Source organism: Pseudomonas coronafaciens pv. oryzae str. 1_6, assembly GCF_000156995.2.
Classification (GTDB): Bacteria; Pseudomonadota; Gammaproteobacteria; order Pseudomonadales; family Pseudomonadaceae; genus Aquipseudomonas; species Aquipseudomonas tremae.
This window is the reverse complement of the sequence record NZ_CP046035.1, coordinates 1278119-1304344: the sequence shown is the minus strand read 5'-3', so window position 1 is coordinate 1304344 and position 26226 is coordinate 1278119. Positions and strand designations below refer to the sequence as shown.

Here is a 26226-nt window from a genome sequence, read left to right as displayed (position 1 = left end):
CGCCAGATTTATTCCCGACCGATAGGCGCGAACCTGGCCTGGGTATGCTCCGCGAGCATGTCCGCCGACAGCTCGACCTCAAGCCCCCGCCTTCCTGCGCTGACATATATGCTTTTAAAAAGCTGCGCAGTTTCATCAATGAACGTGCGCAAACGTCTCTTCTGCCCCAGCGGACTGATCCCTCCCAGCAAGTAACCAGTAGAACGCTGAGCCGCCGCCGGGTCGGCCATTTCGGTTTTCTTAGCCCCGCAGGCGTGCGCCAGAGCCTTCAGATCAAGCGTTCCGACGACCGGCACCACAGCGACCAGCAATTCTCCTTTTTCAGTACTTGCCAACAGCGTCTTGAAAACCCGGGCAGGCTCCAGCCCCAGTTTTTCTGCTGCCTCCAGCCCATACGACGCGGCTTTGGGATCGTGTTCGTAGCTGTGAATACGGTGCTCGACGCGGTTTTTCTTCAGCAAATCCAGTGCGGGTGTCATGCAGCGCTCCAAAGGGGTCGAGACGACGATCACTTTAAGCGAAGTAAAGTGAACATGCCTTGATTCACGCGACCTGTAACAATGATGGCCTTTTGAAAACTGCTCGAATGCCCCGGTGTACAGCCTGCTGAAACGCCTGTGCGGTGTGTCGCAGATTTGCTGACCGTTCGGTTCCGACCTTTGACAGGGGGGATTCTTGCCTATATTTTTTCGTTTACGAATATTATCGAAAGCGCTTTTTCGGTATAACTCGCACCAGCGATCAGAAATGGGGTTTTTCTGATACGCATGAATAACGAGCACCCATGCCTGTCTCAGGGTGCCGAGACAAAAACAAAAAATGAGGTATCCATGACCATCGCACTAAAACAACCAACGCTCTCCGGGCAATGTGTAGCTGAATTTCTGGGCACAGCGCTGATGATTTTTTTCGGCACTGGATGCGTTGCAGCGCTCAAGGTCGGGGGGGCCACTTTCGGCCTTTGGGAAATCTGCATCATCTGGGGCATGGCCGTCAGCATGGGCATCTACCTCAGCGCAGGTATTTCAGGTGCTCACCTCAACCCTGCAGTCAGCATCGCGCTGAGTCTGTTTGCAGGTTTCGAAAAACGTAAATTGCCGTTTTACATCTGCGCACAGATCGCAGGTGCATTTTGCGGTGCAGGTCTTGTGTACCTGTTGTACGTCAGCCTTTTTTTCGATTTCGAACATACCCACAACATCATCCGCGGCAGCCAGCAGAGTCTCGAGCTTGCGTCGGTGTTCTCGACCTACCCTAACCCTGCCATTTCCGTGGGTCAGGCATTTCTGGTCGAAGTGGTCATCACCACTATTCTCATGGGTGTCATCATGGCCTTGGGCGATGACAACAACGGCCTGCCCCGCGGCGCGCTGGCCCCTTTGCTGATCGGTCTGCTGGTAGCCGTGATCGGCAGCGCAATGGGCCCTCTGACCGGCTTCGCCATGAACCCGGCACGCGACTTCGGTCCGAAACTGATGACGTTTTTCGCTGGCTGGGGTGAAATAGCCTTTACCGGTGGTCGCGACATTCCTTATTTCCTGGTCCCGATTTTTGCGCCCATTCTGGGTGCCTGTCTGGGTGCTGCAGGCTATCGCACGCTGATTGCGCGTCATCTGCCGAGCGCCGTTTCTGCCGAACACGAAAAAGAAACACCCGTGGTTCGCGGCAAAGTTCAGGCTTCGTCCTGAACCCCATACAACGTTGAATCCCACCCAACAATGCAAGGCAATCGACATGACTGACAAACAGAACAAGAATTACATCATTGCTCTTGACCAGGGCACCACCAGCTCGCGAGCCATCATTTTCGACCGCGACGCCAACGTGGTGAGCACTGCCCAAAGCGAATTCGTGCAGCACTATCCGCAGGCTGGCTGGGTCGAGCATGACCCGATGGAAATCTTTGCTACCCAGACTGCATGCATGACCAAAGCGCTGGCGCAGGCAGACCTGCACCACGACCAGATCGCCGCCATCGGCATCACCAACCAGCGTGAAACCACCGTTATCTGGGAACGTGAAACCGGCCGCCCGATCTACAACGCGATCGTCTGGCAGTGCCGCCGCAGCACCGAAATCTGCCAGCAGCTCAAGCGCGACGGCATGGAGGAGTACATCAAGGACACCACCGGGCTGGTGATCGACCCTTACTTCTCAGGTTCCAAGGTCAAGTGGATTCTCGACAACGTCGAAGGCAGTCGCGAGCGCGCCCGAAAAGGCGAGTTGATGTTCGGCACCATCGATACCTGGCTGATCTGGAAATTCACTGGCGGCAAGGTTCACGTGACGGACTACACCAACGCCTCGCGGACCATGCTGTTCAACATCCATACGCTGGAATGGGATCAGCGCATGCTTGATGTACTGGATATCCCGCGCGAGATCCTGCCCGAGGTCAAAAGCTCCTCCGAGGTCTATGGCCACAGCAAGAGCGGCATTCCTATTGCCGGTATTGCAGGCGACCAGCAAGCGGCGCTGTTCGGCCAGATGTGCGTAGAACCGGGTCAGGCGAAAAACACCTATGGCACCGGTTGCTTCCTGCTGATGAACACCGGCAAGAAAGCCGTGAAGTCTGCCCATGGCATGCTAACCACCATCGGTTGCGGCCCGCGTGGCGAAGTGGCCTATGCGCTGGAAGGCGCGGTGTTCAACGGCGGCTCTACCGTACAGTGGCTGCGCGATGAACTGAAACTCATCAACGACGCGCTGGACACCGAATACTTCGCCGGCAAAGTGAAGGACAGCAACGGTGTTTATCTGGTGCCTGCGTTCACCGGCCTGGGCGCGCCCTACTGGGACCCGTATGCCCGTGGCGCGCTGTTCGGCCTGACACGTGGCGTGAAGGTCGACCACATCATCCGGGCGGCGCTGGAATCCATCGCCTACCAGACCCGCGACGTGCTCGACGCCATGCAGCAGGACTCTGGCGAACGCCTCAAGTCGCTACGCGTAGACGGCGGCGCGGTGGCCAACAACTTCCTGATGCAGTTCCAGGCGGACATTCTCGGCACTCACGTCGAACGTCCGCAAATGCGTGAAACCACGGCGCTGGGCGCAGCCTTCCTGGCGGGTCTGGCAATCGGTTTCTGGAGCAGCCTGGACGAGTTGCGCAACAAGGCAGTCATCGAACGCGTCTTCGAACCTACCTGCGAAGAGGCGCATCGCGAGAAGCTGTACGCTGGCTGGCAGAAAGCAGTAGCGCGCACCCGTGACTGGGAACCGCACGAAAACCAAGAGTGATAAACGCTGTTGTGTAAAGGGGAGCAGGATTCCGGCTGACAGGTCACACGTGCCTGCGGCATGATGGGCGCCATTTGTAGAGGGCGCTCAAGGAAAAACAATGAACCTGCCTCCCCGCCAACAACAGATACTCGAACTGGTCCGCGACCGCGGTTACGTCAGCATCGAGGAAATGGCGACGCTGTTCGTCGTGACCCCACAAACCATCCGCCGCGATATCAATCAACTGGCGGAAATGAATCTGCTGCGTCGCTACCACGGCGGCGCGGCTTATGACTCAAGCATCGAAAACACCGCCTACGCCATGCGTGCGGATCAGATGCGCGATGAAAAACAGCGGATCGCCGAGGCCATTGCTGCGCAGATCCCGGACAACGCTTCGTTGTTCATCAATATCGGTACCACCACCGAATCCATTGCCCGCGCCCTGCTCAACCACAACAACCTGAAGATCATCACCAATAACCTGCATGTGGCGTCGATTCTCAGTACCAAGGACGATTTCGAGGTCTTGATCGCAGGCGGCAATGTTCGTCGTGACGGCGGTGTGGTCGGCCAGGGCAGTATCGATTTCATCAGCCAGTTCAAGGTGGACTTCGCGCTGGTCGGCATCAGCGGTATAGATGAAGACGGCAGCCTGCTGGACTTCGATTATCAGGAAGTACGGGTTTCCCAGGCGATCATCGCCAACGCGCGCAAAGTGCTGCTGGCGGCTGACTCCAGCAAGTTCGGACGCAACGCAATGGTACGACTTGGGCCGATCACCCTGATCGACTGCCTGGTTACCGACCAGCCTCCGGTGCCTGCGCTTCAACAACTGCTGACACAGCACAAGATTCGTCTGGAAGTGGTTTGATTGTGAACACCGGTTTCCGACCAGCACGCGAGTAACAAGAGGCGTCCGGAACAACGTCACCGCTGTCGTGCGATGTTCCGCGCCGGCATGCTGTTCCGAACTGCATGCCGGCCCAAGGCGTGTGCACGGAGAAGTGCGGAAGTACGATCTTCCCCGCTTCACATCTAGCCCTACAATGTTCATTTTTGTTCTTTTTGACTTCCATCATCAGTATTTTCAATCGATACCGACTGGCAAGGGTCATTTTATTGAGCTATGATTTTCGAAAGTGAACATTAATGTTCAGATTCGCCTTTCGAGCTGCGCTCAAGAATTGTCCAGGAGGCCACCAATGCCCCACACCAACGTGCCAACCCCGCCCCTCTCAGAGGTTTACGACATTGCCGTTATTGGCGGAGGCATCAACGGTGTCGGGATCGCAGCGGATGCTTCGGGTCGCGGCCTTTCGGTTTTTCTCTGCGAGAAAGATGACTTGGCCAGCCACACATCGTCGGCAAGCAGCAAGCTGATCCACGGCGGCCTGCGCTATCTGGAACACTACGAATTTCGCCTGGTGCGTGAGGCGCTTGCCGAACGTGAAGTGCTGCTCGCCAAGGCACCGCACATCGTCAAACCGATGCGCTTTGTCTTGCCTCACCGTCCGCATCTGCGCCCGGCCTGGATGATTCGTGCGGGGATGTTCCTTTATGACAACCTCGGCAAGCGCGAAAAACTGCCAGCCTCGCGAACCATCAAGTTCGGTGCGGACAGCCCGCTCAACCCAAGCATCACTCGCGGCTTCGAATACTCGGATTGCTGGGTGGACGATGCTCGTCTGGTGGTGCTCAATGCGATGGCTGCCCGTGAAAACGGTGCGCACATCCACACTCAGACCCGTTGTGTCAGCGCGCGCCGTATCAAAGGCATGTGGCATCTGCATCTGGAGCGCAGCGACGGCAGCCTGTTTTCGATCCACGCCAAGGCGCTGGTCAACGCTGCCGGCCCTTGGGTCGCCAAATTCATTCGCGAAGACCTCAAGCTCGACTCGGCGTATGGCATTCGCCTGATTCAAGGCAGCCACTTGATCGTGCCCAAGCTGTACGAAGGCGAGCATGCGTTTATTCTGCAGAACGAAGACAAACGCATCGTGTTCACGATTCCGTACATGGAGCATTTCACCATCGTCGGCACCACTGACCGTGAATATCAGGGTGATCCGAACAAGGTGGATATCACTGAAGGCGAGATGGACTACGTGCTCAAAGTGGCCAACGACCACTTCAAGAAGCAATTGAGTCGTACCGATGTGCTGCACACCTTTTCCGGTGTACGCCCGCTGTGCAACGACGAGTCCGACAATCCGTCAGCTATCACCCGCGATTACACGCTGTCGCTGTCGGGCGGAGCTGAAGAAGCGCCGATTTTGTCGGTATTTGGTGGCAAGCTGACCACTTATCGCAAGCTCGCCGAATCAGCGATGACCCAGCTGGCGCCGTTTTTCAAACACATGAAACCAAGCTGGACAGCCAAGTCTGCCCTGCCCGGCGGTGAAGACATGACCACCCCGGAAGCGTTGACGGCAGAAATGACCCGACGCTTCAGCTGGTTGCCTGAGCCTATCGCCAAACGCTGGTCGATCACTTACGGCAGCCGCAGCTGGCGCCTGCTGGAAGGTGCGCAGAGCCTGGACGATCTGGGCCAGCATCTGGGCGCAGGGCTGTACACGCGTGAGGTCGATTACCTGTGCGATCAAGAATGGGCTACCAGTATCGAGGACATCCTGTGGCGTCGCACCAAGCTGGGTCTGTTTACCACTCCTGAAGAGCAGGCCGGAGTACGCAGCTATCTGGAAACCGTAGTGCGCAACAAGGCTGACATCGAAGCCGCCTGATCCACCATGCGCTCACCTGTTCATCCTTCCCAGGATGAACAGGCTCCCCCGCTCGACACCTTTCTCATTCGACACCCTCCTCGCATCGAATCCCTGCTTCACTGCCAACTTCCTGCAATATTCGGTTTTCCGAACATCCTGACTCGTCACGTTCGGACTTCCGTACATAGCGACTTGCGCGCCTCCACGATCATCATAAAAAGTCCTTTACTATCATGGCTCTAGGAGAATTGCCAAGTTTGGCACGAGTCCTGCTCTCTCTATCGACAGCTTCGACACATGCGTGTGTCTCAAAGGACGCGGTTGAAGCATTCGTCATAAGTGGGCCGCCTTCCCAGCGTCCCTATCAATAAGAAATGAAATAGAGGATTCAACCGATGCGTATCGCTCCCCATGTTCTGGGCGCCGCAATCTCCGCCGCACTGGCCGCCGCCCTGATCAGCACTCCGGTTCTGGCAGAAGAGCTCACCGGTACCCTGAAGAAGATCAAGGAATCCGGCACCATCACACTTGGTCACCGTGACGCCTCTATCCCCTTCTCCTACATCGCTGACGCATCAGGCGTGCCGATGGGCTACTCCCATGACATACAGCTGAAAATCGTCGAAGCCATCAAGAAAGACCTCGACATGCCTGCACTCAAGGTCAAGTACAACCTGGTGACGTCCCAGACACGTATCCCGCTGGTTCAGAACGGCACCGTCGATGTGGAATGCGGTTCGACCACCAACAACGTTGAACGCCAGAAACAGGTTGACTTCTCCACGGGTATCTTCGAAGTAGGCACCCGCCTTCTGTCCAAAAAAGACTCAAGCTACAAGGACTTCGATGACCTGAAAGGCAAGAACGTCGTTACCACCGCGGGTACCACCTCCGAGCGCATTATCAAGGCGATGAACGCCGACAAGCAGATGGGCATGAACGTGATCTCCGCCAAGGACCACGGCGAATCCTTCCAGATGCTCGAGTCGGGCCGTGCAGTCGCTTTCATGATGGACGACGCGCTGCTGGCTGGTGAAATGGCCAAAGCCAAGAAGCCTGACGATTGGGCAGTGACCGGTACTGCGCAATCCTACGAGATTTACGGCTGTATGGTTCGCAAGGGCGACGCCCCGTTCAAGAAAGCGGTGGATGACGCCATTGTCGCGACGTTCAAATCCGGCGACATCAATGCCATCTACAGCAAGTGGTTCATGTCTCCGGTCCCTCCTAAAGGTCTGAATCTGAATTTCCCGATGAGCGAAAAACTCAAGGAACTGATTCAGAACCCGACCGATAAAGCTGCAGACGACAAGAAAGCCTGAGCAGCCGGTTCAGGACCGGGTCCCGAACGGGCAAGACCTTTCGGGACCGGTACAGCGCGCTCGACTTCCGCCAGCACGTGCATCTCGATAGCCATATAAAAAAGAGGGGTAGACCCTGATGAATTACAACTGGGACTGGGGAGTGTTCTTCAATTCCACCGGCGTCGGCAGCGAGACTTATCTGGACTGGTTCATCTCCGGTCTGGGCTGGACTGTCGCCATTGCTGTCGTTGCCTGGATCATCGCCCTGATACTCGGCTCGGTACTGGGTGTCATGCGCACTGTACCAAGCCGTCTGGTGTCGGGGATCGCCACGGTATACGTGGAAATCTTCCGTAATGTGCCCCTGCTGGTGCAGCTGTTCATCTGGTACTTCCTGGTGCCCGACCTGCTGCCTGAAAACCTGCAGGAGTGGTACAAGCAGGACCTCAACCCGACCACTTCGGCGTTCCTGAGCGTCGTGGTCTGCCTGGGCCTGTTTACCGCTGCGCGGGTCTGCGAACAGGTACGTACCGGCATCGAAGCGCTGCCGAAGGGCCAGGAATCGGCCGCTCGCGCAATGGGCTTCAAGCTGCCGCAGATTTACTGGAACGTGCTGTTGCCGCAAGCCTATCGCATCATCATTCCACCGCTCACCTCCGAATTCCTGAACGTGTTCAAGAACTCCTCGGTTGCGTCGCTGATCGGCCTGATGGAGTTGCTCGCACAGACCAAACAGACCGCCGAGTTTTCCGCGAACCTGTTCGAAGCCTTCACCCTCGCAACGCTCATCTATTTCACGCTTAACATGGGCCTGATGCTGCTGATGCGCGTGATCGAGAAGAAAGTCGCGGTGCCCGGCCTGATCTCCCTGGGGGGTAAATAATGGACTTTACTGGAATCGTTCCGGCCATTCCCGGCCTTTGGAACGGCATGGTCATGACCCTCAAGCTGATGGCGATGGGGGTTGTCGGCGGCCTGGTGCTGGGTACTGCTCTGGCCCTGATGCGTCTGTCGTCGAACAAACTGCTGGCCAATGTGGCTGGCGCCTACGTTAACTACTTTCGCTCGATCCCGCTGCTGCTGGTAATCACCTGGTTCTACCTGGCGGTGCCATTCGTGCTGCGCTGGATCACTGGTGAAGACACCCCGATCGGTGCATTCGCCTCATGCGTCGTGGCGTTCATGATGTTCGAAGCCGCCTACTTCTGCGAAATCGTCCGGGCCGGTGTGCAGTCCATCTCCAAGGGCCAGATGGGCGCGGCGCAGGCACTGGGCATGAACTACTCGCAGATGATGCGACTGATCATCCTGCCCCAGGCATTTCGCAAGATGACCCCGTTGTTGCTGCAGCAGAGCATCATTCTGTTTCAAGACACCTCTCTGGTGTACACCGTAGGCCTCGTGGACTTTCTCAACGCATCGCGCTCCAGCGGCGACATCATCGGTCGCGCAAACGAGTTCCTGATCATTGCCGGTCTGGTGTACTTCACGATCAGCTTTGCCGCCTCCGTGCTGGTAAAGCGTCTGCAAAAAAGGTTTGCCGTATGATTTCCATCAAGAACGTCAACAAGTGGTACGGAGACTTTCAGGTGCTGACCGATTGCAGCACCGAGGTCAGCAAGGGCGAAGTGGTCGTGGTGTGCGGGCCATCCGGCTCGGGCAAATCGACCCTGATCAAGTGCGTCAATGCACTGGAACCGTTTCAGAAAGGCGAAATCGTGGTCGATGGCACGTCGATCTCCGATGCCAAGACCAACCTGCCGAAACTGCGCTCGCGAGTCGGCATGGTGTTTCAGCACTTCGAACTGTTTCCGCACCTGAGCATTGTTGAAAACCTGACCATCGCGCAGATCAAGGTACTGGGCCGCAGTAAGGCCGAGGCCACGGAAAAAGGCTTGAAACTGCTGGAACGAGTCGGTCTGTCGGAACATGCGCACAAGCATCCGGGCCAGCTTTCCGGCGGACAGCAACAGCGTGTTGCCATTGCCCGCGCTTTGGCGATGGACCCGGTGGTCATGCTGTTTGACGAACCCACTTCGGCACTGGACCCGGAAATGGTCAACGAGGTGCTCGACGTAATGGTGCAACTGGCCCACGAAGGCATGACCATGATGTGCGTGACCCACGAAATGGGTTTCGCTCGCAAAGTCGCCGACCGGGTGATTTTCATGGACAAGGGCCAGATCGTCGAGGACTGCGCGAAGGAAGAATTCTTCGGCGATGTCAACGCACGCTCCGGGCGCGCCCAACAGTTCCTCGCCAAGATTCTCCAGCACTAGGCAGTGCATCTCGCGGCTGTCCGCACTTTCGCGGACAGCTGTTCGGTTCAGGACGACTGTGATGAAATGCGACCCCACTCTTTATCGCGCAGCGCCGCCATCACTCGCCGTGAAACCTCGCCTGATCCGCCAACTGTTTCTGCCACCGCTGATCCTCTTGTTGATGATCGGTCTGGGTTACGTTGCCTACCTGGTCAGCGAACACAATGGCATCAAGAGCCTGCGCGAAAGCGGCGAACGCCAGCTGGAGCTGCATGCACGCACGGTTGAAAGCGAAATCAGCAAATACACCTACCTGCCCAGCGTTCTGGAGCTAGAGTCCAGCGTGTCGCAATTGCTGAACAAACCGGGGCCGGAGCTTCAGCAGCAGGTCAATCGCTACCTCGAAGGTTTGAACCGACGCAGCCGCAGCCGTGCCATTTATGTGATGGACACGACTGGCCGGGTACTCGCCACCAGCAACTGGCGCGACTCCGACAGCTTTCAAGGCGAAGACCTCTCCTTTCGAGCCTATTTTCAGGACGCCGTGCGCGGCTTGCCAGGGCGCTTTTATGGGATCGGCACCACCAACGGTGAATCCGGTTACTACCTGGCTCATGGCCTGGAAGACAAAGGCCGGATTATCGGCGTGGCAGTTATCAAGGTCAGCCTCGAAGCACTCGAAGAGCGCTGGCAGCGGGCGCGCCTGGAGGCCTTCGTCAGCGACGAGAACGGCATCATCATTCTGTCCAGCGACCCGGCCAGACGTCTGAAGTCAGTGCGCCCGCTCACGCCGGAACTCAAGGAGCGCCTGGCCCGCAGCCTGCAATACTATTGGTGGCCGCTCGACGAGCTGGTGCCGCTTGAACGCGAGAACCTGTCTGACAGTGTCGAGAAACTTGTTTTCCCGGCCAACGTCAGTGTCGACCGGGAGCATAATCAGGTCAGCTATCTGGCCCAGACCCGGCCGTTGAACGACACCGCCTGGCACCTGACGCTGCTGACGCCGCTGGAAGACCTGCGCAGTGAAGCGGCAAGTCGCGGCATGCTGGTCGCAGTGGCCTGCGCGCTGGTGACGTTCCTGCTGATTGCCTGGAACGAGCGCCGCAAGGTGATTTCGACCCGGCTGGCTGCCAGAGAAGCGCTGCAGGCAGCAAACAATGAGCTGGAACGCAAGATCGCCGAGCGGACCGAACACCTGCGGGCCAGCAATGAACGCCTCAAGGCGCAGATTCGTGAACGAAGGCAGGCCGAGGACACATTGCGCAAGGCGCAGGATGAACTGGTACAGGCTGGCAAGCTGGCAGCTATCGGTCAGATGTCGACCAGCATCGCGCATGAGCTGAACCAGCCTCTGGCTGCCCTGCGCACCTTGTCCGGCAACACGGTGCGTTTTCTGGAACGTGGCGCACTGGACACCGCCAGCACCAACCTGCGAACCATCAACGATCTGGTCGACCGCATGGGCCGCATCACCGCCAGCCTGCGAGCCTTCGCCCGACGCGGCGATGATCAGGGTCAGGCGCAGTTGAGCAAGGCGGTCGATGCAGCTTTACAGTTGCTGGGCGTACGTCTGGAGCACTCCGGCCTGGTTCTGCACCGCGAATTCAGCGACGCCACCCTGACAATCGACCAGACCCGGCTCGAGCAGATTCTGGTCAACCTGATCGGCAACGCACTGGATGCCATGTTCGCCCAGCCACAGCCAGAGCTGTGGCTTGAAGGCTCGATCATCGACGGCCGTTACCGTTTGCAGGTGCGTGATAATGGCCACGGCATCGACGATGAAACACGCAAGCACCTGTTCGAACCGTTTTTCACCACCAAGCCTGGCGAGCAAGGACTGGGGCTTGGACTAACGCTGTCGGCAAGCCTTGCCGCTGCCGCAGGAGGCAGCCTTGGCGCAGAACCGGTGGGCGAAGCCGGCACGACCTTTGTTCTGTGCCTGCCGTTCATTTCGAACACCCCGACCGATTCTCGCCGGGGCGAGCCTGTATGAGGGAACATCCATGAGCATCAACAGCGACCTGACCGTCCTGATCGTCGAAGACGACCCGCACGTATTGCTGGGCTGCCAGCAGGCACTGGCGCTGGAAGATATCAGCAGCGAAGGCGTGTCGAGCGCCGAGGAGGCGCTAACGCGTATCGGCGATAATTTCGCCGGCATCGTCATCAGCGACATTCGCTTGCCGGGCATGGACGGTCTGGAGCTGTTGAGCCGTCTGAAGACCCGTGACAATAGTCTGCCGGTGGTACTGATTACCGGCCACGGCGATATCACCATGGCCGTCAATGCGATGCGTGACGGCGCATATGACTTCATGGAGAAGCCCTTCTCGCCCGAGCGTCTGGTCGACGTCACGCGCCGTGCCCTGGAACAACGCGGGCTGGCCCGGGAAGTCTGGGCATTGCGCAAGCGACTGGCCGAACGCGACTCGCTGGAAGGCAGGATCATCGGACGCTCTGCGGCGATGCAGAACCTGCGTGCATTGATTGCCAACGTTGCCGATACCTCGGCCAACATCCTGATCGAAGGCGAGACCGGGACAGGCAAGGAACTGGTCGCCCGCTGTCTGCATGATTTCAGTCGACGCAAGGACCACCCGTTTGTCGCCCTCAATTGTGGAGGGCTGGCGGAGAGCCTGTTCGAATCCGAGATTTTCGGTCACGAAGCCAATGCCTTTACCGGCGCAGGCAAACGGCGCATCGGCAAGATCGAGCACGCACACAACGGCACGTTGTTTCTCGATGAAGTCGAGAGCATGCCGATCAACCTGCAGATCAAGCTGTTGCGTGTCCTTCAGGAGCGAACTCTGGAGCGTCTGGGTTCAAACCAGAGCGTTGCAGTAGATTGCAGGGTGATTTCAGCAACCAAGTCCGACCTGAACGCACTGGGCAAGACCAATCAGTTTCGCAGCGACCTGTACTACCGCCTCAACGTCGTTACCCTTGAATTACCGCCTTTGCGCGAGCGCCGCGAAGACATTCTGCAACTGTTCGAACACTTCCTGCAGCTGTCATCATTGCGTTTCGACCGCGAGCCGCCGACGCTGGATCGTCAGACCAGCTCAAGCCTGATGAGTCACGACTGGCCAGGTAACGTGCGGGAGTTGCGCAACGTCGCAGAACGTTTCGCACTCGGTCTGCCTGCGTTCAAACAGACCGGCACGGTAAGCGAAAATCAAAGCCTGGGGTTCGCCGAAGCGGTGGAAGCTTTTGAAAGATCGCTGCTCGGCGAAGCACTGCAACGCAGCGGGGGCAACCTCAGCCAGGCCAGTCAGGAACTGGGCATGGCCAAGACCACTTTGTTTGACAAGGTCAAGAAGTACGGGCTTTGAAATGCACATGGCCCTGGCCTTGTGTGAGCTTGCCCACCAAAGCAGTGGTCCGAACGCCCGGCTTTGGGGCTCATACCAGAGCGTGAGGAACGATGATCTCGACTATCGTGCGACGCTCTGCCGGGTAGCGCCGCTCTGCGTCCAAGCCGGGCGTCGAGTTATTTCGAATCGCTGACAATCTGCCGGATCGCGCTCACAAACACGTCGACCGGCTGCCCACCCGAAACTGCGTACTGGTCATTGAAGACCATGGTTGGCACCGACGTGATGCCACGTGAAGTCCAGAGCTGTTCGGCCTCACGGACTTGCGCAGCATATTCATCACTGTCCAGAATGGCCTGTGCCCGCAAACGGTCCAGACCAACCTTCTGCGCAGTGTCTGCCAGGGCCTTATGATTGGAGGGGTCTTTCAGGTCACTGAAATAGGCTTCGAACAGCGCCTCTTTCAAGGCGTGTTGCTTGCCTTCCTGTTCCGCCCAGTGCAGCAGACGATGCGCATCGAACGTGTTGTAGATGCGCCGCTCCCCCTTGGCAAATTCAAAACCCAGCTCGGCACCGCGCTCACGGATCGTGTCGTGAATACCTTCGATCTGCTCAGGCGTAGAGCCATACTTCTCGGCAATGTGCTCTTTGATATCTTGCCCTTCGGCAGGCATGTTCGGGTTCAGTTCGAATGGCTGAAAATGGATCTGCGCCTGCACTTCATCACCTAGCGCGTCCAGCGCCTGATCAAGTGCGCGCAGGCCGATGACGCACCAGGGGCAGGAAACATCGGAAATGAAATCGATCTTCAGTGCAGTTGTCATGATGGCCCCTTTTCAATAAGCAAAGGCCACACGATACACCTCTGTCTGTGCCTGACAACCGGGCAGGCTTCACAACTGGGCCAGGCTGCGGCCATCTTCATGCTGCGCTTTCAGGTACGGCAGCACTGCGCCCAGCAATGGCGCTTTAAAGGCTTCCTGAAAACGATGCGCCAACCCTGGAATCAGGCGTAGCTCACTGCCCTGGATGTGCGCAGCAACATGAATACCGTGCATGACCGGCAGCAACGGATCGGCCGTGCCATGCACCACCAGTACCGGCAAACGCAGGCGGTTGAGCAACTCGACCCGGCTGGGCTCGGCAAGAATCGCCATGATCTGACGCTTGACGCCTTCGGGATTGAACGCCCGATCATAAGAAACCGCAGCCTGATGCAGCAACTGCTCACGATCATCCTTGACCTGCGGGCTGCCCAGGGCAGCCAGCAGGTCAGCCTGCTGCTCGATGGCCACTTCCCGGTTCGGTGCGCCGCGACGTGCCAACAGTTGCATCAATGCCGCACTGGGCATCGGCAAGCCCTGGGCACCGGAACTGGTCATGATCAGCGTCATGCTCTCGACCCGCGATGGCGCCAGATCGGCCAGGTGCTGGGCAATCATGCCGCCCATGCTCGCACCCAGTACGTGAAACTGGCGTATCTGCATCGCGTCCATAAGGCCCAACGCATCGTCGGCCATGTCGGTGAGTGAGTAAGGTGCCGAAACGGGCAAGCCGAGCTTGTAGCGCAACACTTCGAAGGTCAGATTCGCATCGGCCGGCTGCTGCACCCAAGTCGACAGACCGACATCGCGGTTGTCATAGCGAATCACCCGATACCCCTGCTGGCAGAGCGCAACGACGACTTCGTCCGGCCAATGGATCAGTTGCCCACCCAGCCCCATGACCAGCAGCAAGGCAGGGTCGGACTCGCTGCCAATACTTTGGTAGGCGATTCGTACTTCCTTGAGGTCAGCAAACTGTACAGGAGCATTGACATCACAACGATCGGCCGCAAAAGACGGCAAGCCGCACAGAAGCGCGGCCAGAAAAATTAAAACCCGCATGAAAAACACCAAAAAACAGATCCCCAGTAGGCCGCGAGTCTGATGATGTTTTTCCAGGCGCGCTGCCACAGTTGCGTGACAGTTTGATGAATGGCGCCGAGCGGTCGTTAAACCGTTTTGCTCTAGGCAGCTTCCTGATCGGCCACAATCAGGTTTTCGCCGAAACGGGCACGTGCTTCCAGCAACGATTCGTGACGCCAGCCTTCATGCTGATCGCACTCGCCCAAGGACAACACTTTGTAAGTAGGCAGGCGGTCGAACACCGAAGCCAGCTGCTCCGGCACACTGACGCTGTCCAGATGCAGGCCGGCAACCGGCAACAATGCCGCAACGCCGAGGTTGCAGCGCAGGTCGCCGTGATACGTGGCAACCAGCTTCTTGAGCGGCGAATATTGAAGAATGTGGTAGGCGCGCTCGAATGCGTTGGTCCATGCCAGCGGCAGGTCGAGGGTGAGGATCGGTTCGTCGATCTGCACCCACTCGACGCCGCGTGCCGCCAGACGCCCGAAGATCTCGCCATAAACAGGCAGAAGCTGCTCCAGCCATTCAAGGCGATCAATGTCATTGCCCTGATGCTCGCGGTTCTGAATATCGCTCAACCAGAGCAGTGTCAGCGGACCTATCAACGCAGGTTTGCGACCGTGCTCACAAGCGTCGCTGGCGTCTGCCAGCAGTGGCTGCCAGTCTGGCTGGAAGCGCAGGTCATGCTTGAGTTGCGGCACCAGCTCCGGATGATGCGTGCGTAACCAGGTGCGCAATGCGCAACCTGAGGCCTCACCAATGGCCGCCCCACCCTGATCGTCTTTCCAGAAAGCCTGAAGGGCCTGCTGCAGTTCACGATCTGCGCCGATGCGCAGGCATTCAAGGTGTGGGGTCTGGGCCATGGTGCGTCCTCCATAAAAGATGGCGCTATTGTCGACAGCCGACGCAACATGAGACAAACTCATTTTTTTCGCGTTGATCACAAATACTTTTCATGGAGCCGTGACGGTGCTTGAAATACGCCACCTCAAAACCCTGCACGCCTTGCGTGAGGCCGACAGCCTTGTAGAAGCCGCCGAACGCCTGCACCTGACGCAGTCAGCCTTGTCCCATCAGTTCAAGGAACTGGAAGAGCGCATGGGCATGCCGCTGTTCGTGCGCAAGACCAAGCCGGTGCGCTTCACCAGTGCAGGTCTGCGCCTGCTGCAACTGGCCGACGCGCTGCTACCGCAACTGCGCAGTGCCGAGCGCGATATTGCTCGTCTGGCTGGCGGTACGGCGGGACGCCTGCACATGGCAATCGAGTGTCACAGCTGTTTTCAGTGGCTGATGCCGACCATCGACCAGTTTCGTGACGCCTGGCCGGAAGTCGAGCTGGACCTGTCTTCCGGCTTCTCGTTCGCGCCATTGCCCGCGCTGGCGAGAGGCGATCTGGACCTTGTAGTGACGTCCGATCCGTTGGAATTGCCCGGCATCACCTACGTGCCGCTGTTCACGTATGAAGCAATGCTCGCGGTGGCCAATCAGCACGCACTGGCCAGCAAGGCGTATATCGTTCCCGAAGATTTGCTCACTGAAACGCTCATCACCTACCCGGTGGAGCGCGACCGACTGGACATCTTCACGCGTTTTCTGGAGCCCGCCGACATCGAGCCCGCCCAAGTGCGGACCTCGGAACTGACAGTGATGATGATGCAACTGGTCGCCAGCGGACGCGGGGTCTGCGGCATGCCCCATTGGGCGCTGCATGAATACAGCTCACGGGGCTATGTGAAGGCCAAGCGACTGGGAGACAAAGGGCTGTTCGCGACGCTGTACGCGGCTATTCGCACCGACATGCTCGACGCGCCGTACATGCGCGATTTTCTGCTGACCGCCAAAGACACCTCGTTCTCGACCCTGGACGGCGTGAGCGCGGTTCGCTGACGGCGCCGTCCTGCGCGAGGCCCAGGACGGCGAATTTTCAGATGTTGTCTACCTGCCGCTGGCGATACAACGGCAGGATGAAATCGCGGGTCAACGGTGCCAGATGCAGATCCGGAAGGCGGTCTGCGCCGACCCAGATCGCTTCTTCGATCTCGGCGGCGGGCTTTACTTCGGCATCCGTCCTGACCTCGTAAAGCTGACAACGAACCTCAAAACCCGGCTCGTTGGCAGCAGGTGCCGCAAACTCCCCCAGAAACGCGGCCTGTCGTGGATCAATGACCAGCCCGAGTTCTTCTTCAAGCTCTCTGGCCAGTGCCAACGGTGCCGGTTCGTCAGGCTCTATCTTGCCGCCCGGCTGCATGAACGCCTGAGTACCGCGCTTGCGTACCAGTAAGGTCCGGCCATCCGCGCCGATCAACAGCGCTGCCGCAATGCTGATGACCTTCATGCGAATATCTCGGTCTTGAGCAGCCGCGCCTGCTCTGCCCTCTCGAGAGCCAGCACGATCAGCCGATGGATCAGCTCGGCGTAAGTAAGGCCGCTGGCCTGCCAGAGCTTGGGGTACATGCTGATCGACGTGAAACCGGGCAGCGTGTTGACCTCATTGATGATGATCTGACGCGCCTCGGTGACGAAGAAATCGACCCTTGAAAGCCCGGCGCAACCCAGCACTTTATAAGCCTGAAGTGCGACGTCACGTACCTGGTCGCTCAGATCGACAGGCATGTCGGCAGGGATGGCAATGCGCGCCTGGTCACCGTTCAGGTATTTCGTGTCGTAGGCGTAGAACTCGTCGTTGGCGATGACTTCGCCGCAGACGCTGACCTGCGGTTCAAAATTGCCCAGCACTGCGCATTCCACTTCCCGGCCAACGATGCCCTGCTCTATCAACAACTTGTGATCGAACTCGAACCCCAGCGCCAGTGCGCCGGCAAAACCCGCCTCGTCAGACACTTTGCTGACACCTACCGAAGAGCCCTGATTGGCGGGTTTGACAAACATCGGCAAGCCCAGTTGTGCGGCCGCATCGGCGAAGTCGATCGTCTGACCACGGGTCAGCACCAAAAACGGTGCAACGTCGATGCCTGCGTCGCGCAGCAGGCGCTTGGTCACGTCTTTGTCCATGCACGCTGCCGATGAGAGAACATCTGCGCCTACGAACGGAATGGCCAGCATCCGCAGTAACCCTTGCAATGCACCGTCTTCACCGAATGCGCCGTGGATCAGCGGGAACACTACGTCGATCGCTGGCAGCGGCTGGCCCGTCTCGACCTCGACAAACTGCCCGCCGGTGCGGCCTGGCAGCAAAGAAAGTTGCTTGCCCGATGCGCTCAGCCTGATTCGCGCGGGATCATCGGCGTTGATCAGGTAATCGGCTTCCTCGAAGCGCAACCAACGGCCCAGCTTGTCGACGCCGATCAGGGTCAGCGCATAGCGCTCACGATCAATCGCATTGATCACGTTGCGTGCCGATTGCAACGAAACCTCATGCTCGCTGGATTGCCCACCGAAAACGATGGCGACTGACTTTTTCAAAGCGGCTACTCCTGTTTTTCAGGCCGCGAAGATAAAAGCAATGTCGGCCGTTAGTCCAGTAGATGATGAGCCATCCACCTGAAATTCAGACAAAAAAATCCCGGTCATGGGTAATTCACTCGAAATGCCCATGACCGGGAGGTCAGACGACTCATTGAGCCTCTGCAGCTTCTTTCTTGCTACCAGAGCCGAAAGCGGCGAAACGCTTGTTGAAACCTGCGATACGGCCTTCGGTGGTGGTCTTGCGCTGCTGCCCGGTGTACATCGGGTGTGAGGCGCTGGAGACGTCGAGCGCGACATAAGGGTAAGTCGTGCCGTCGGTGTGCTTCTGCGTCCGGTCGGTGTCCACGGTCGAGCCGATCAGGAAGTAAGCGTCGGCAGCGGTATCGTGGAACAGCACGGTACGGTACGCGGGATGGATATCGGGTTTCATGGCTGTTTCTCCAGTGAGTTGACTGCAATCGTTATACAGTAACATATCACCAGATGAGAATGATTGCTGTTGATTGCTGACATTATCGAGTGTGATCGGACATCCGGGCGGGCCGGATGTCGCCCGGAACCATTGAGACACAAGCGCTGGAGACATTCTGTAATAGCCCGCTTTTGCAATTTTCGGCGTATGGCGGCACCCTGCCGCGCCGCCGAACGTCACTGGTCGCTGGCCCGGAACCTGAGCCCGTGTGGCCGATCTCTACTCATTAGCACTTTCAAGAGTCCACCGTTATGACTAACGGACGCGATCATCGAATCGACTTCTTTCGCGGCCTGGCGCTGATCTTCATCTTTTGGGATCACGTGCCGGACAACCCCTTGGCGCAACTGACCTTGCGCAACTTCGGCTTCAGCGACGCTGCGGAAGTCTTCGTGTTCCTCGCCGGCTACGCAGCGGTCATGGCCTATGGGCGCGTTGCCCGGCGCGATGGCATGCTGGTGGCCGGGGTGCGCATATTGCGTCGCACCTGGGTGCTGTACGTGGTGCATATCTTTCTGCTGACCTTGCTGATGGGCATCGTCTTTGTTGCCAATAATCATGTCGAGACCCGAGACATGGTCCAGCAAATGGGCCTCGAATACTTCGTCGGTAACCCGCAACAGGCGCTGGCCGATGAACTGCTGTTGCGCTTCAAACCCAACCTGACCGACCCCTTGCCGCTGTACATCGTCCTGCTGCTGACCTTGCCCCTGACCTTGCCGTTGATGCTGCGCAATCTCGAAGTCGCGGTCGGCCTGTCGATTGCCCTGTACCTGATGGTGCCGTTGTTTGGCTGGAACCTGCGCGCCTATGAAGGCGGTGGTGTGTGGTACTTCAACCCGGTGGCCTGGCAGCTGCTGTTCATTCTCGGCGGGGCCTGCGCACTGCGCAGCGAAACATCGACAACAGTCATACGCCCTCCTTTGCGCCGACAGCCTCTTTTCCTGATGGCTGCCGTCTATGTACTGATCGCCGGAGTCCTCACCTTCAGCGAAAAATGGCCAGATCTGCACGCCGCCCTGGTAACGACCCTGCGCCTCGACGCCCTGTACCCGATCAGCAAGACCGACCTGGCACCTGCGCGCCTGCTGCACTTCCTTGCTTTGGTCTACGTAGTCGCCCGGCTGTTGCCAACTTCAAACACCTGGCTGGAAAACTGGCCGGCCCGCCAGACCTGTCGCATGGGTCGTTACTCGCTGGAAGTCTTCTGCCTGGGCGTCCTGCTCGCACCACTGGCAGATATGGCGAACGCGCTGGGCGGAGATACCCGGCCAATTCAAGTCACCACTGCGATTGTGGGGCTGGGCTTGATGATGCTCATGGCCAATGGGCTGGAATTGAATAAACACTTGGGAAAATCACCCCGCCTGTTGATTACTTGAGAACAGCATCACGTTTGTAAGCCCTCTCGGAAATGTCCTACTGGTTTATCAGGCCAAGTTTTTCAGAAATAGGCCGCTATCCGTCTAGAGACTAAACGGAGGGCAACGTCTTGAACATCAATGGAGTCCCGAACCAGGCAAGTACCCTGCAACTGATGACGCAGCCATACGGCGCCAGTAAGGCAGAACCGACAGAAGAGGTCGGCACGAAGGACATCCTTGCATCCGAAGCAAAACTGACGAAAGAAAAAAAGTTTTACGAACAGCAGAAGGAGCCGTGGTTGTTGGAGCCCGTCAGCGAGCATATAAAAAACCGGCTTGACTACGTAGCCGAAAAGAAACTAATAGAGATCCTGGACCTCGCTTTGATGGAGATCACTTACAGCAGCTTTCAAGAGTAACTGAAGGAACTCTATCCTGAAATTGCAAGTAAAAAATTTAGCTTCACTCTGGATGCAAGTGCGTCAATAAAGATAATTGATTACGACAATAGCCTGACTGAAAATGATAAATCGGTCCTCACACGCTCTATTAATGAGTTCAGAGAATTCAAAGAGCAAGTCAGCATCACGCAAAAATCATAATGACCTTGGTGGACCATAATCACGAGACGTTCGGCGGCCGGTACAATCTGGACATCAGTAATTTCCAGGACGTTATCAACCATGGAAAGATCATGAACACCAGCGAAAAAAACAGACACAACGAATGGGTACAACAAGTTCAAAGCAACGCTGAAAAACGAGATTTCTCTTATATTTCTTTGGCTGTCTGATGAAGCAGCCTGGCGAGACAAAAGCCTCGCCACACCATAAATTGACCTGATAGAGCGCCGGACATCTAGTCAACCGCTGCATAAAACCCAAGGAATCTTCCTACAAAAAACACCCCCTGCTAACTAAGGAAAAATCCTACAAGCTTATCAGGCAAAGTTTTCCGGCGTAATGCCGTTAGAGAGTTATCACTAACAGCGAAGGGCGTTTCAAAATGAATATTAGCTCCCCCACCAGCAGTACTCATAAGCAGCCACTTTTACGACAAACCACCGCACCAGACAAGAATCCCGAAAAAGCGGCTCAACCGGTTGAGAAACAACGCAACCCCAATGAAGAGTTCTACCGATATGAGGACGCTCCTTGGCTCACAAAAAACTCAAAAGGTGAAATCGCTTCATTCTACAAAATGCTCTCCGAAGAAAATCTTGCTGACCTAAAAGATAAATACCTAAGGGAGCTCATCAAAACAACGAACGCTGAAATGTGCAGCATGTATGATGACTACCACGAATTCAAACAGCAGCTTCCTTACCTGAATCTTGAACTGTCAAATAAGCAGTTTGGCTTCACACTGAATTTCAACGAGAGCATCCAGGTCACCGACCCTGGTAACGTACTTACCCCTGCAGAATTCAGCTACCTGACCGAGAAATTGAACGAGCGTCAGTCGTTGAAAGACAGCTTGAGCAAGAACGCCAAAAGCATTATGGAGTTCGTCGACCACCACACGGAAAAACCAGACAAGCAGCACACGCTCAATCTAGAGAATTACAGCAAAATAATTGACTACGGACAGGTATTCGGCCGCAACCACATCGGGAATTTCATCAACACAATTCTTTATCAAGTGGAGCGCAATACGCCGGCACGTGAGGATGAGCGCACGCCTGTCATTGACACTCATGCTTGATTTATCAAAGCCAGGGTTTTTACGAGCCCTGATCTATCAGCACTAGAAAAAGGATTTTTTTGACACACCGGCCTTGCTTACAAAAATAGAAAACGCCCTGCCTGGGTCCTCCAAGGCAGAGCGTTTAAACCTGAATCAGTTCCTGGACCAATTAGTCAACCAGCGCTTGCAAACATGGCCAAAATTATACGTGTGCGGCTTATCTGCCAACTGCTCCGGCAGTACATTATTCGCCCTATAGCTTTTTACCTGATAGCGCGTACTCAAGGTCTCTCTACCGTTCTCGCTATAATATGTGAAGTTGTCAGCGAGTTTTCCACCTTCACATCGGCCAAACTTTATCAGTTGCATGATCTTCCCCGAGCTGTCCGATGTGTACGTCATGTCGCCATCATTTTCGACTTCAAGAAAAAACCCCATCACTCCACCTTCCAATGGAAAAGCTTTGCTGTCTGTAAAGGTCGATTCCAGCATCGCCTCCGTGAGCGCCTGAGTCGCTAGAAAAGGAGGATCGGTAAACCATACGAAATCAACCTGAAACCCGCCTCATGATGCAAATCATAGTTCAAATGAGGAAAAGAACCGAACACCACTCTATAGCCGGTGCTATCAAACACGGCACCATCTGTAGCAAGAATACGTACACTGACCTGGGTCCCGGCATTCAACCCAGTGACTTTCTCCGCACCATTATGTCGCTTGGGCTGCCACTCCCCACCCTCCACCTGATACTCCAACTTCCATTTCTGGTTATAGTCGCTGTCCGGGGCAGTGATCAGTACATTCTGTCCACGCAAAGCAGTAAAATCATACTGATGAACTGCGGTAGTACTTTCCAGAGAGTTGTTGATCTGATGAAGCTTATCCGACAGCATGACAGGAGTAGAACCATTTGCATCAGGAACGGCCTGACGCAGTTGTGGAGGCTGCTCGATGCTGGCAGAGATTCCATATACTTCCGCTATCGCATGCCAGGAAATTGCCAATAGCAGTCCGGACAAAAGCACACTCCGCGCTTTGTTTTTCTTATTCTTCATCTTATTAATCTCAATAGTATTGATTGATTACGCAGGGCATCATTGCCACTAACAAACCCGGACGTAATCAGCTGTTTTAATCGAGATCAAGCGACAGAAACACTTATCAGAAACCTCCTACAAAATAACTAATTGAGCGTTTGACTACTATCATTGATTGAGGGACAAGCTGTTACACAAACGGCTGTCAACGAACAAATGCGTTGCAGCAGGCGCTTGACTTAGACAAAAAAAGCACCCGAATCACGTCCCTCTGCGTAGCCCCCTCAATCAAGTGCGAAAACCACCAGACAATTTTCCCCATAACCTCAACCAGCGTCTAAGCTGAGATCAGGTGCGTTTACAGGATGACCGGACGATCGACTATGGGCGTATTTCGGCATTCCGATAGCAAGCAAGACATGATGTCCGCCGACCGTGAGGACGATCCGCGAACGCCGAAGCGGCCGCGTCGCAGGCGATACGGCTGGTGGGTGTTCTGGGGGATTTTAGTGTTGGCCGGGCTGGCGCTGAGCGTCGCTGTGGCAATGGAGAGCCGTAGCTCCAGATTACAAGCGCGGGAGTTCAGCCGATTTGCGGCGAGCCTGAGCTATTCGATGCAAACGGGGCCAGGCAACGAGGTGATCTACCCCGGTGACGGGCCGTTCGACAAGCGTCTCGGCTACTCATCGCTGGATGAGTTTCTGCCGCGCCTGCTCAAGCGTGACTACGTGATTACGCGCCAGACGCGCTTTTCCCCCGAACTGCGTCGCTATGTGCAGCGCGGTTTCTTTGTTCCCTATGAGGAAAAAATTCAGGCCGGGCTGTCGATCACCGATTGCCGCGGTGCACCACTGTATGAATACAGGTATCCGCAACAGCTTTACCCGACTTTCGCCGACATTCCACCGCTGGTGGTTCACAGCCTGCTGTTTATCGAGAACCGCGATCTGCTCGACCCGCAGCAGCCCTTGGCCAACCCGGCGGTGGACTGGCCGCGTTTTGCCAAGGCCGCATGGTCGCAAGTGGCGAAGATATTCGCCCTGCCCGGCCAATCTGCCGGCGGCAGCACGCTCGCGACCCAGCTGGAGAAATACCGTCACTCACCCGACGGGCTGACACAGTCTGGCTCGGAGAAACTGCGCCAGATGATTTCCGCCAGCGTGCGCGCCTATCAACCCGGCGAGCAGACCCTTGCAGTGCGCCAGCGGGTAGTACGTGATTACCTGAACAGCGTGCCGCTTTCTGCGGTGCCGGGCCACGGTGAAGTGCATGGTCTGGCCGAGGGGTTGCGGGTCTGGTTCGGCGTGGACTTCGCCAGAACCAATGAAGTGCTGGCGTCCAGCCCCACTGATCAAAAGGGCTTGGCTGAAAAAGCGCTGGCGTTGCGTGAGGTGCTATCACTGGTGATTGCCCAGCGCCGTCCGTCACACTATCTGGCCAAGGGTCGTACGGAGCTGGCAGAGCTGACCGACAGCCACATTCGCTTGCTGGCTCAGGCCAATGTCATTGATAAACCTCTGGCCGATGCCGCGTTGACAGCAACGGTGACCTACCGCGACTGGGCACAGCAGCCGACCATTCAACCGATTGAAACCAACAAGGGCATCAGTGTCGCCCGCACCCGGTTGTCTAACCTGCTCAACCGTCCGCTTTACGACCTTGACCGTCTGGACCTGTCTGCCACCAGCACCTTGCACGGCGAGTTGCAGCGCAGCGTCAGCCAGTACCTGCGTGATCTGGCCAACCCTGAGTTTGCCGCCAGGGTCGGTTTGATGGGCGAGCGTCTGCTGACCCCAGCCAGCACGACGCAGGTGCGCTACAGCTTTACCTTGTTCGAGCGCGGCGTAGACGGTTCGCGAGTCAGGGTGCAGACCGACAGCACCGATCAGCCTTTCGACATCAACGAAGGCAGCAAGCTGGAACTGGGCTCCACTGCCAAGATGCGCGTGCTGACGACCTACCTGGAAATCATCGCCGAACTACACGGGCGCTATGCAGGCATGAGCATGGCGCAGTTGAGAAAGGTCCCCGTCGAGGAGCCTGACCGGTTGACTCGCTGGGCTGTGGATTACCTGATGCAAAACACGGATCGCAACCTGGCGAAGATGCTTTCCTCGGCCTTGGACCGAACCTACTCGGCGAGCCCTGCCGAGGCCTTCTTTACCGGCGGCGGCATGCACCGTTTCAACAATTTTCGCCGTGAAGACAACGAGCGAATCCCGACCCTGCGAGAGTCGCTGCGTGAATCGATCAACCTGCCGTTCATTCGCCTGATGCGCGACGTCGTGCGCTACAGCACTTATCAGGCGCCTAATAACAGCGCTTCGCTGCTCAAGGATGATGACGATCCGCGCCGCCAGGAATACCTGAGCCAGTTTGCCGATCGGGAGGGCACGGTGTTCCTGCTGCGCTTCTGGAAACGCTACAAGAACAAGACCACGCAGGAGCGGCTCGACACTTTTCTGGACGGTATCCATCCGACTGCAATTCGCCTCGCCGCCGTGCATCGCTACCTGCTGCCGAGCGCCGATCAGGCCGCGTTCAATGCGTTTGTTCGCGCTCACCTGGAAGAAACCAGAGCGAGCTCGAAGCTGACCGACAAGCGCCTGGCGGATCTGTACACAAGCTACGGTCCGGGCACTTACAACCTGCCGGATCAAGGCTATATCGCAAGGGTTCACCCGCTGGATCTGTGGCTGGTGGGCTACCTGCTCAAGCATCCGGACGCACAATTCAAGGATGCAGCGGCGGCCAGTCGCTTCGAGCGTCAGGAAGTCTATGGCTGGCTGTTCAAAAGTCGCCACAAAGGCGCTCGCGACAGTCGTGTGCGGACCATGATGGAGGTCGAGGCGTTTCTGGATATCGAGCAGCGCTGGCAGCGCGTGGGGTATCCGTTTGATCACCTGGTGCCTTCGCTGGCAACGGCAATCGGCAGCTCGGGCGATCGTCCGGCGGCGCTGGCCGAGCTGATCGGCATCATTCAGAACGACGGCATTCGCCTGCCGCCGGTGCGCATCGACTCATTGCGTTTCGCCGCCGACACGCCATACGAAACGGACCTGACCATCAATCCGGAACTGGGTCAGCGTGTCTTACCTTCCGAAGTGGCGGCGGCAATGCGCGAAGCGTTGTCGCAGGTGGTCGACGGCGGTACCGCCAAACGCGTGCAAGGCACCTTCAAGATGCAGGACGGCAGTGTGTTGGCGATGGGAGGCAAGACCGGCACGGGGGACAATCGGATCGAAAGCATTGGTGCGGGTGGACGCATTCTCAGCTCCAGGGCGATCAACCGCACCGCGACCTTCGTGTTTTACATCGGCGACAACCACTTTGGCGCACTGACTGCCTTCGTGCCGGGGCGCGCTGCAGAGGGTTTTCGCTTCACCTCAGCCTTGCCAGTGCAGGTACTCAAAGGCATGGCGCCGATCCTGACGCCTTATCTGGAAAACCGCGGACAGGCCATGTGCAATAACCGACTACCTGATCCGCCCAAGGGTGCTTGAC

At 57.1% G+C, this 26226-nt stretch carries 21 protein-coding genes and 2 pseudogenes; 15 read left to right on the top strand and 8 right to left on the bottom strand.

Features of this window, described 5'->3' with window-relative positions:
• Positions 1-8: 8 nt before the first annotated feature.
• Positions 9-479 (bottom strand): Cys-tRNA(Pro) deacylase, encoded by a 471-nt coding sequence (ybaK, locus tag POR16_RS05815; protein WP_005889329.1) that lies wholly within the window; start codon positions 477-479, stop codon positions 9-11.
• Positions 480-830: 351 nt separating this feature from the next.
• On the opposite strand from ybaK, the gene POR16_RS05810 reads away from it, so the two are divergent.
• From POR16_RS05810 to aauR, 10 genes are all read left to right on the top strand, one after another.
• Positions 831-1688: an MIP/aquaporin family protein gene (locus POR16_RS05810; RefSeq protein WP_024671656.1), complete on the top strand. Its 858-nt coding sequence runs from the start codon at positions 831-833 to the stop codon at positions 1686-1688.
• Between the two features lie 46 nt (positions 1689-1734).
• Positions 1735-3240: a glycerol kinase GlpK gene (glpK, locus tag POR16_RS05805; RefSeq protein WP_005889324.1), complete on the top strand. Its 1506-nt coding sequence runs from the start codon at positions 1735-1737 to the stop codon at positions 3238-3240.
• 100 nt (positions 3241-3340) lie between these two features.
• On the top strand, positions 3341-4096 hold the full coding sequence (locus tag POR16_RS05800) for a DeoR/GlpR family transcriptional regulator (protein ID WP_005889322.1): 756 nt from the start codon (positions 3341-3343) through the stop codon (positions 4094-4096).
• Between the two features lie 331 nt (positions 4097-4427).
• Positions 4428-5966 (top strand): glycerol-3-phosphate dehydrogenase, encoded by a 1539-nt coding sequence (gene glpD / locus POR16_RS05795; RefSeq protein ID WP_005889320.1) that lies wholly within the window; start codon positions 4428-4430, stop codon positions 5964-5966.
• 377 nt (positions 5967-6343) lie between these two features.
• Entirely contained in the window at positions 6344-7270 is a 927-nt protein-coding gene (locus POR16_RS05790; RefSeq protein ID WP_005889318.1) for a glutamate/aspartate ABC transporter substrate-binding protein, read from the top strand.
• A 118-nt stretch (positions 7271-7388) separates the two neighbouring features.
• Entirely contained in the window at positions 7389-8135 is a 747-nt protein-coding gene (locus tag POR16_RS05785) for an amino acid ABC transporter permease (RefSeq protein ID WP_005889317.1), read from the top strand.
• The gene (locus tag POR16_RS05780) at positions 8132-8800 is read left to right on the top strand and encodes an amino acid ABC transporter permease (RefSeq protein ID WP_172678951.1); all 669 of its coding nucleotides are present in this window, start codon (positions 8132-8134) and stop codon (positions 8798-8800) included. The genes POR16_RS05785 and POR16_RS05780 overlap by 4 nt, the downstream gene beginning before the upstream one ends.
• Complete coding sequence (locus POR16_RS05775; RefSeq protein WP_005889315.1) at positions 8797-9531, top strand: amino acid ABC transporter ATP-binding protein; 735 nt, start codon at positions 8797-8799, stop codon at positions 9529-9531. The genes POR16_RS05780 and POR16_RS05775 overlap by 4 nt, the downstream gene beginning before the upstream one ends.
• 61 nt (positions 9532-9592) lie before the next feature.
• Entirely contained in the window at positions 9593-11509 is a 1917-nt protein-coding gene (aauS, locus tag POR16_RS05770; RefSeq protein ID WP_005889314.1) for a two-component sensor histidine kinase AauS, read from the top strand.
• A gap of 10 nt (positions 11510-11519) precedes the next feature.
• The gene (gene aauR / locus POR16_RS05765; RefSeq protein WP_005889313.1) at positions 11520-12848 is read left to right on the top strand and encodes a two-component response regulator AauR; all 1329 of its coding nucleotides are present in this window, start codon (positions 11520-11522) and stop codon (positions 12846-12848) included.
• A gap of 158 nt (positions 12849-13006) precedes the next feature.
• Here the strand turns inward: aauR and POR16_RS05760 are convergent, their stop codons facing one another.
• From POR16_RS05760 to POR16_RS05750, 3 genes are all read right to left on the bottom strand, one after another.
• Complete coding sequence (locus POR16_RS05760) at positions 13007-13654, bottom strand: DsbA family oxidoreductase (protein ID WP_005889312.1); 648 nt, start codon at positions 13652-13654, stop codon at positions 13007-13009.
• Between the two features lie 69 nt (positions 13655-13723).
• A complete protein-coding gene (locus tag POR16_RS05755) occupies positions 13724-14716 on the bottom strand; it encodes an alpha/beta fold hydrolase (RefSeq protein ID WP_080267872.1) in 993 nt (330 codons plus the stop codon).
• Between the two features lie 122 nt (positions 14717-14838).
• Positions 14839-15600 (bottom strand): uroporphyrinogen decarboxylase/cobalamine-independent methonine synthase family protein, encoded by a 762-nt coding sequence (locus POR16_RS05750; RefSeq protein ID WP_005889308.1) that lies wholly within the window; start codon positions 15598-15600, stop codon positions 14839-14841.
• A 106-nt stretch (positions 15601-15706) separates the two neighbouring features.
• Here POR16_RS05750 and metR point away from each other — a divergent pair, with 106 nt between their 5' ends.
• A complete protein-coding gene (gene metR / locus POR16_RS05745) occupies positions 15707-16624 on the top strand; it encodes a transcriptional regulator MetR (protein ID WP_005889306.1) in 918 nt (305 codons plus the stop codon).
• 37 nt (positions 16625-16661) lie between these two features.
• Here the strand turns inward: metR and POR16_RS05740 are convergent, their stop codons facing one another.
• From POR16_RS05740 to POR16_RS05730, 3 genes are all read right to left on the bottom strand, one after another.
• Entirely contained in the window at positions 16662-17072 is a 411-nt protein-coding gene (locus POR16_RS05740) for an NUDIX hydrolase (RefSeq protein ID WP_005889303.1), read from the bottom strand.
• Entirely contained in the window at positions 17069-18160 is a 1092-nt protein-coding gene (ddlA, locus tag POR16_RS05735) for a D-alanine--D-alanine ligase (protein WP_005889301.1), read from the bottom strand. Before ddlA ends, POR16_RS05740 begins: the two co-directional genes overlap by 4 nt.
• Positions 18161-18311: 151 nt before the next feature.
• On the bottom strand, positions 18312-18593 hold the full coding sequence (locus POR16_RS05730) for a type B 50S ribosomal protein L31 (RefSeq protein WP_005889299.1): 282 nt from the start codon (positions 18591-18593) through the stop codon (positions 18312-18314).
• 293 nt (positions 18594-18886) lie between these two features.
• Between POR16_RS05730 and POR16_RS05725 the strand changes: the two genes are divergently transcribed.
• The 3 genes and pseudogenes from POR16_RS05725 to POR16_RS05715 all read left to right on the top strand — a co-directional run bounded on the left by POR16_RS05725 (position 18887) and on the right by POR16_RS05715 (position 21703).
• Entirely contained in the window at positions 18887-20017 is a 1131-nt protein-coding gene (locus tag POR16_RS05725; protein ID WP_005889297.1) for an OpgC domain-containing protein, read from the top strand.
• A gap of 155 nt (positions 20018-20172) precedes the next feature.
• Positions 20173-20792: pseudogene (locus tag POR16_RS05720) on the top strand (hypothetical protein).
• A gap of 212 nt (positions 20793-21004) precedes the next feature.
• Positions 21005-21703, top strand: a complete 699-nt coding sequence (locus POR16_RS05715; RefSeq protein WP_162880321.1) for a hypothetical protein — start codon at positions 21005-21007, stop codon at positions 21701-21703.
• Positions 21704-21838: 135 nt separating this feature from the next.
• Here the strand turns inward: POR16_RS05715 and POR16_RS05710 are convergent.
• Positions 21839-22740, bottom strand: a pseudogene (locus tag POR16_RS05710) (hypothetical protein).
• Positions 22741-23105: 365 nt separating this feature from the next.
• Here POR16_RS05710 and POR16_RS05705 point away from each other — a divergent pair.
• The gene (locus POR16_RS05705; protein ID WP_162010127.1) at positions 23106-26225 is read left to right on the top strand and encodes a transglycosylase domain-containing protein; all 3120 of its coding nucleotides are present in this window, start codon (positions 23106-23108) and stop codon (positions 26223-26225) included.
• The last annotated feature ends 1 nt before the right edge of the window (position 26226 follow it).

Coding starts and splice junctions, on each gene's coding strand:
- ybaK (WP_005889329.1), bottom strand. CDS start 479: ATGACACCCGCACTGGATTTGCTGAAGAAAAACCGCGTCGAGCACCGT.
- POR16_RS05810 (WP_024671656.1), top strand. CDS start 831: ATGACCATCGCACTAAAACAACCAACGCTCTCCGGGCAATGTGTAGCT.
- glpK (WP_005889324.1), top strand. CDS start 1,735: ATGACTGACAAACAGAACAAGAATTACATCATTGCTCTTGACCAGGGC.
- POR16_RS05800 (WP_005889322.1), top strand. CDS start 3,341: ATGAACCTGCCTCCCCGCCAACAACAGATACTCGAACTGGTCCGCGAC.
- glpD (WP_005889320.1), top strand. CDS start 4,428: ATGCCCCACACCAACGTGCCAACCCCGCCCCTCTCAGAGGTTTACGAC.
- POR16_RS05790 (WP_005889318.1), top strand. CDS start 6,344: ATGCGTATCGCTCCCCATGTTCTGGGCGCCGCAATCTCCGCCGCACTG.
- POR16_RS05785 (WP_005889317.1), top strand. CDS start 7,389: ATGAATTACAACTGGGACTGGGGAGTGTTCTTCAATTCCACCGGCGTC.
- POR16_RS05775 (WP_005889315.1), top strand. CDS start 8,797: ATGATTTCCATCAAGAACGTCAACAAGTGGTACGGAGACTTTCAGGTG.
- aauS (WP_005889314.1), top strand. CDS start 9,593: ATGAAATGCGACCCCACTCTTTATCGCGCAGCGCCGCCATCACTCGCC.
- aauR (WP_005889313.1), top strand. CDS start 11,520: ATGAGCATCAACAGCGACCTGACCGTCCTGATCGTCGAAGACGACCCG.
- POR16_RS05760 (WP_005889312.1), bottom strand. CDS start 13,654: ATGACAACTGCACTGAAGATCGATTTCATTTCCGATGTTTCCTGCCCC.
- POR16_RS05755 (WP_080267872.1), bottom strand. CDS start 14,716: ATGCGGGTTTTAATTTTTCTGGCCGCGCTTCTGTGCGGCTTGCCGTCT.
- POR16_RS05750 (WP_005889308.1), bottom strand. CDS start 15,600: ATGGCCCAGACCCCACACCTTGAATGCCTGCGCATCGGCGCAGATCGT.
- POR16_RS05740 (WP_005889303.1), bottom strand. CDS start 17,072: ATGAAGGTCATCAGCATTGCGGCAGCGCTGTTGATCGGCGCGGATGGC.
- POR16_RS05730 (WP_005889299.1), bottom strand. CDS start 18,593: ATGAAACCCGATATCCATCCCGCGTACCGTACCGTGCTGTTCCACGAT.
- POR16_RS05725 (WP_005889297.1), top strand. CDS start 18,887: ATGACTAACGGACGCGATCATCGAATCGACTTCTTTCGCGGCCTGGCG.
- POR16_RS05715 (WP_162880321.1), top strand. CDS start 21,005: ATGAATATTAGCTCCCCCACCAGCAGTACTCATAAGCAGCCACTTTTA.
- POR16_RS05705 (WP_162010127.1), top strand. CDS start 23,106: ATGGGCGTATTTCGGCATTCCGATAGCAAGCAAGACATGATGTCCGCC.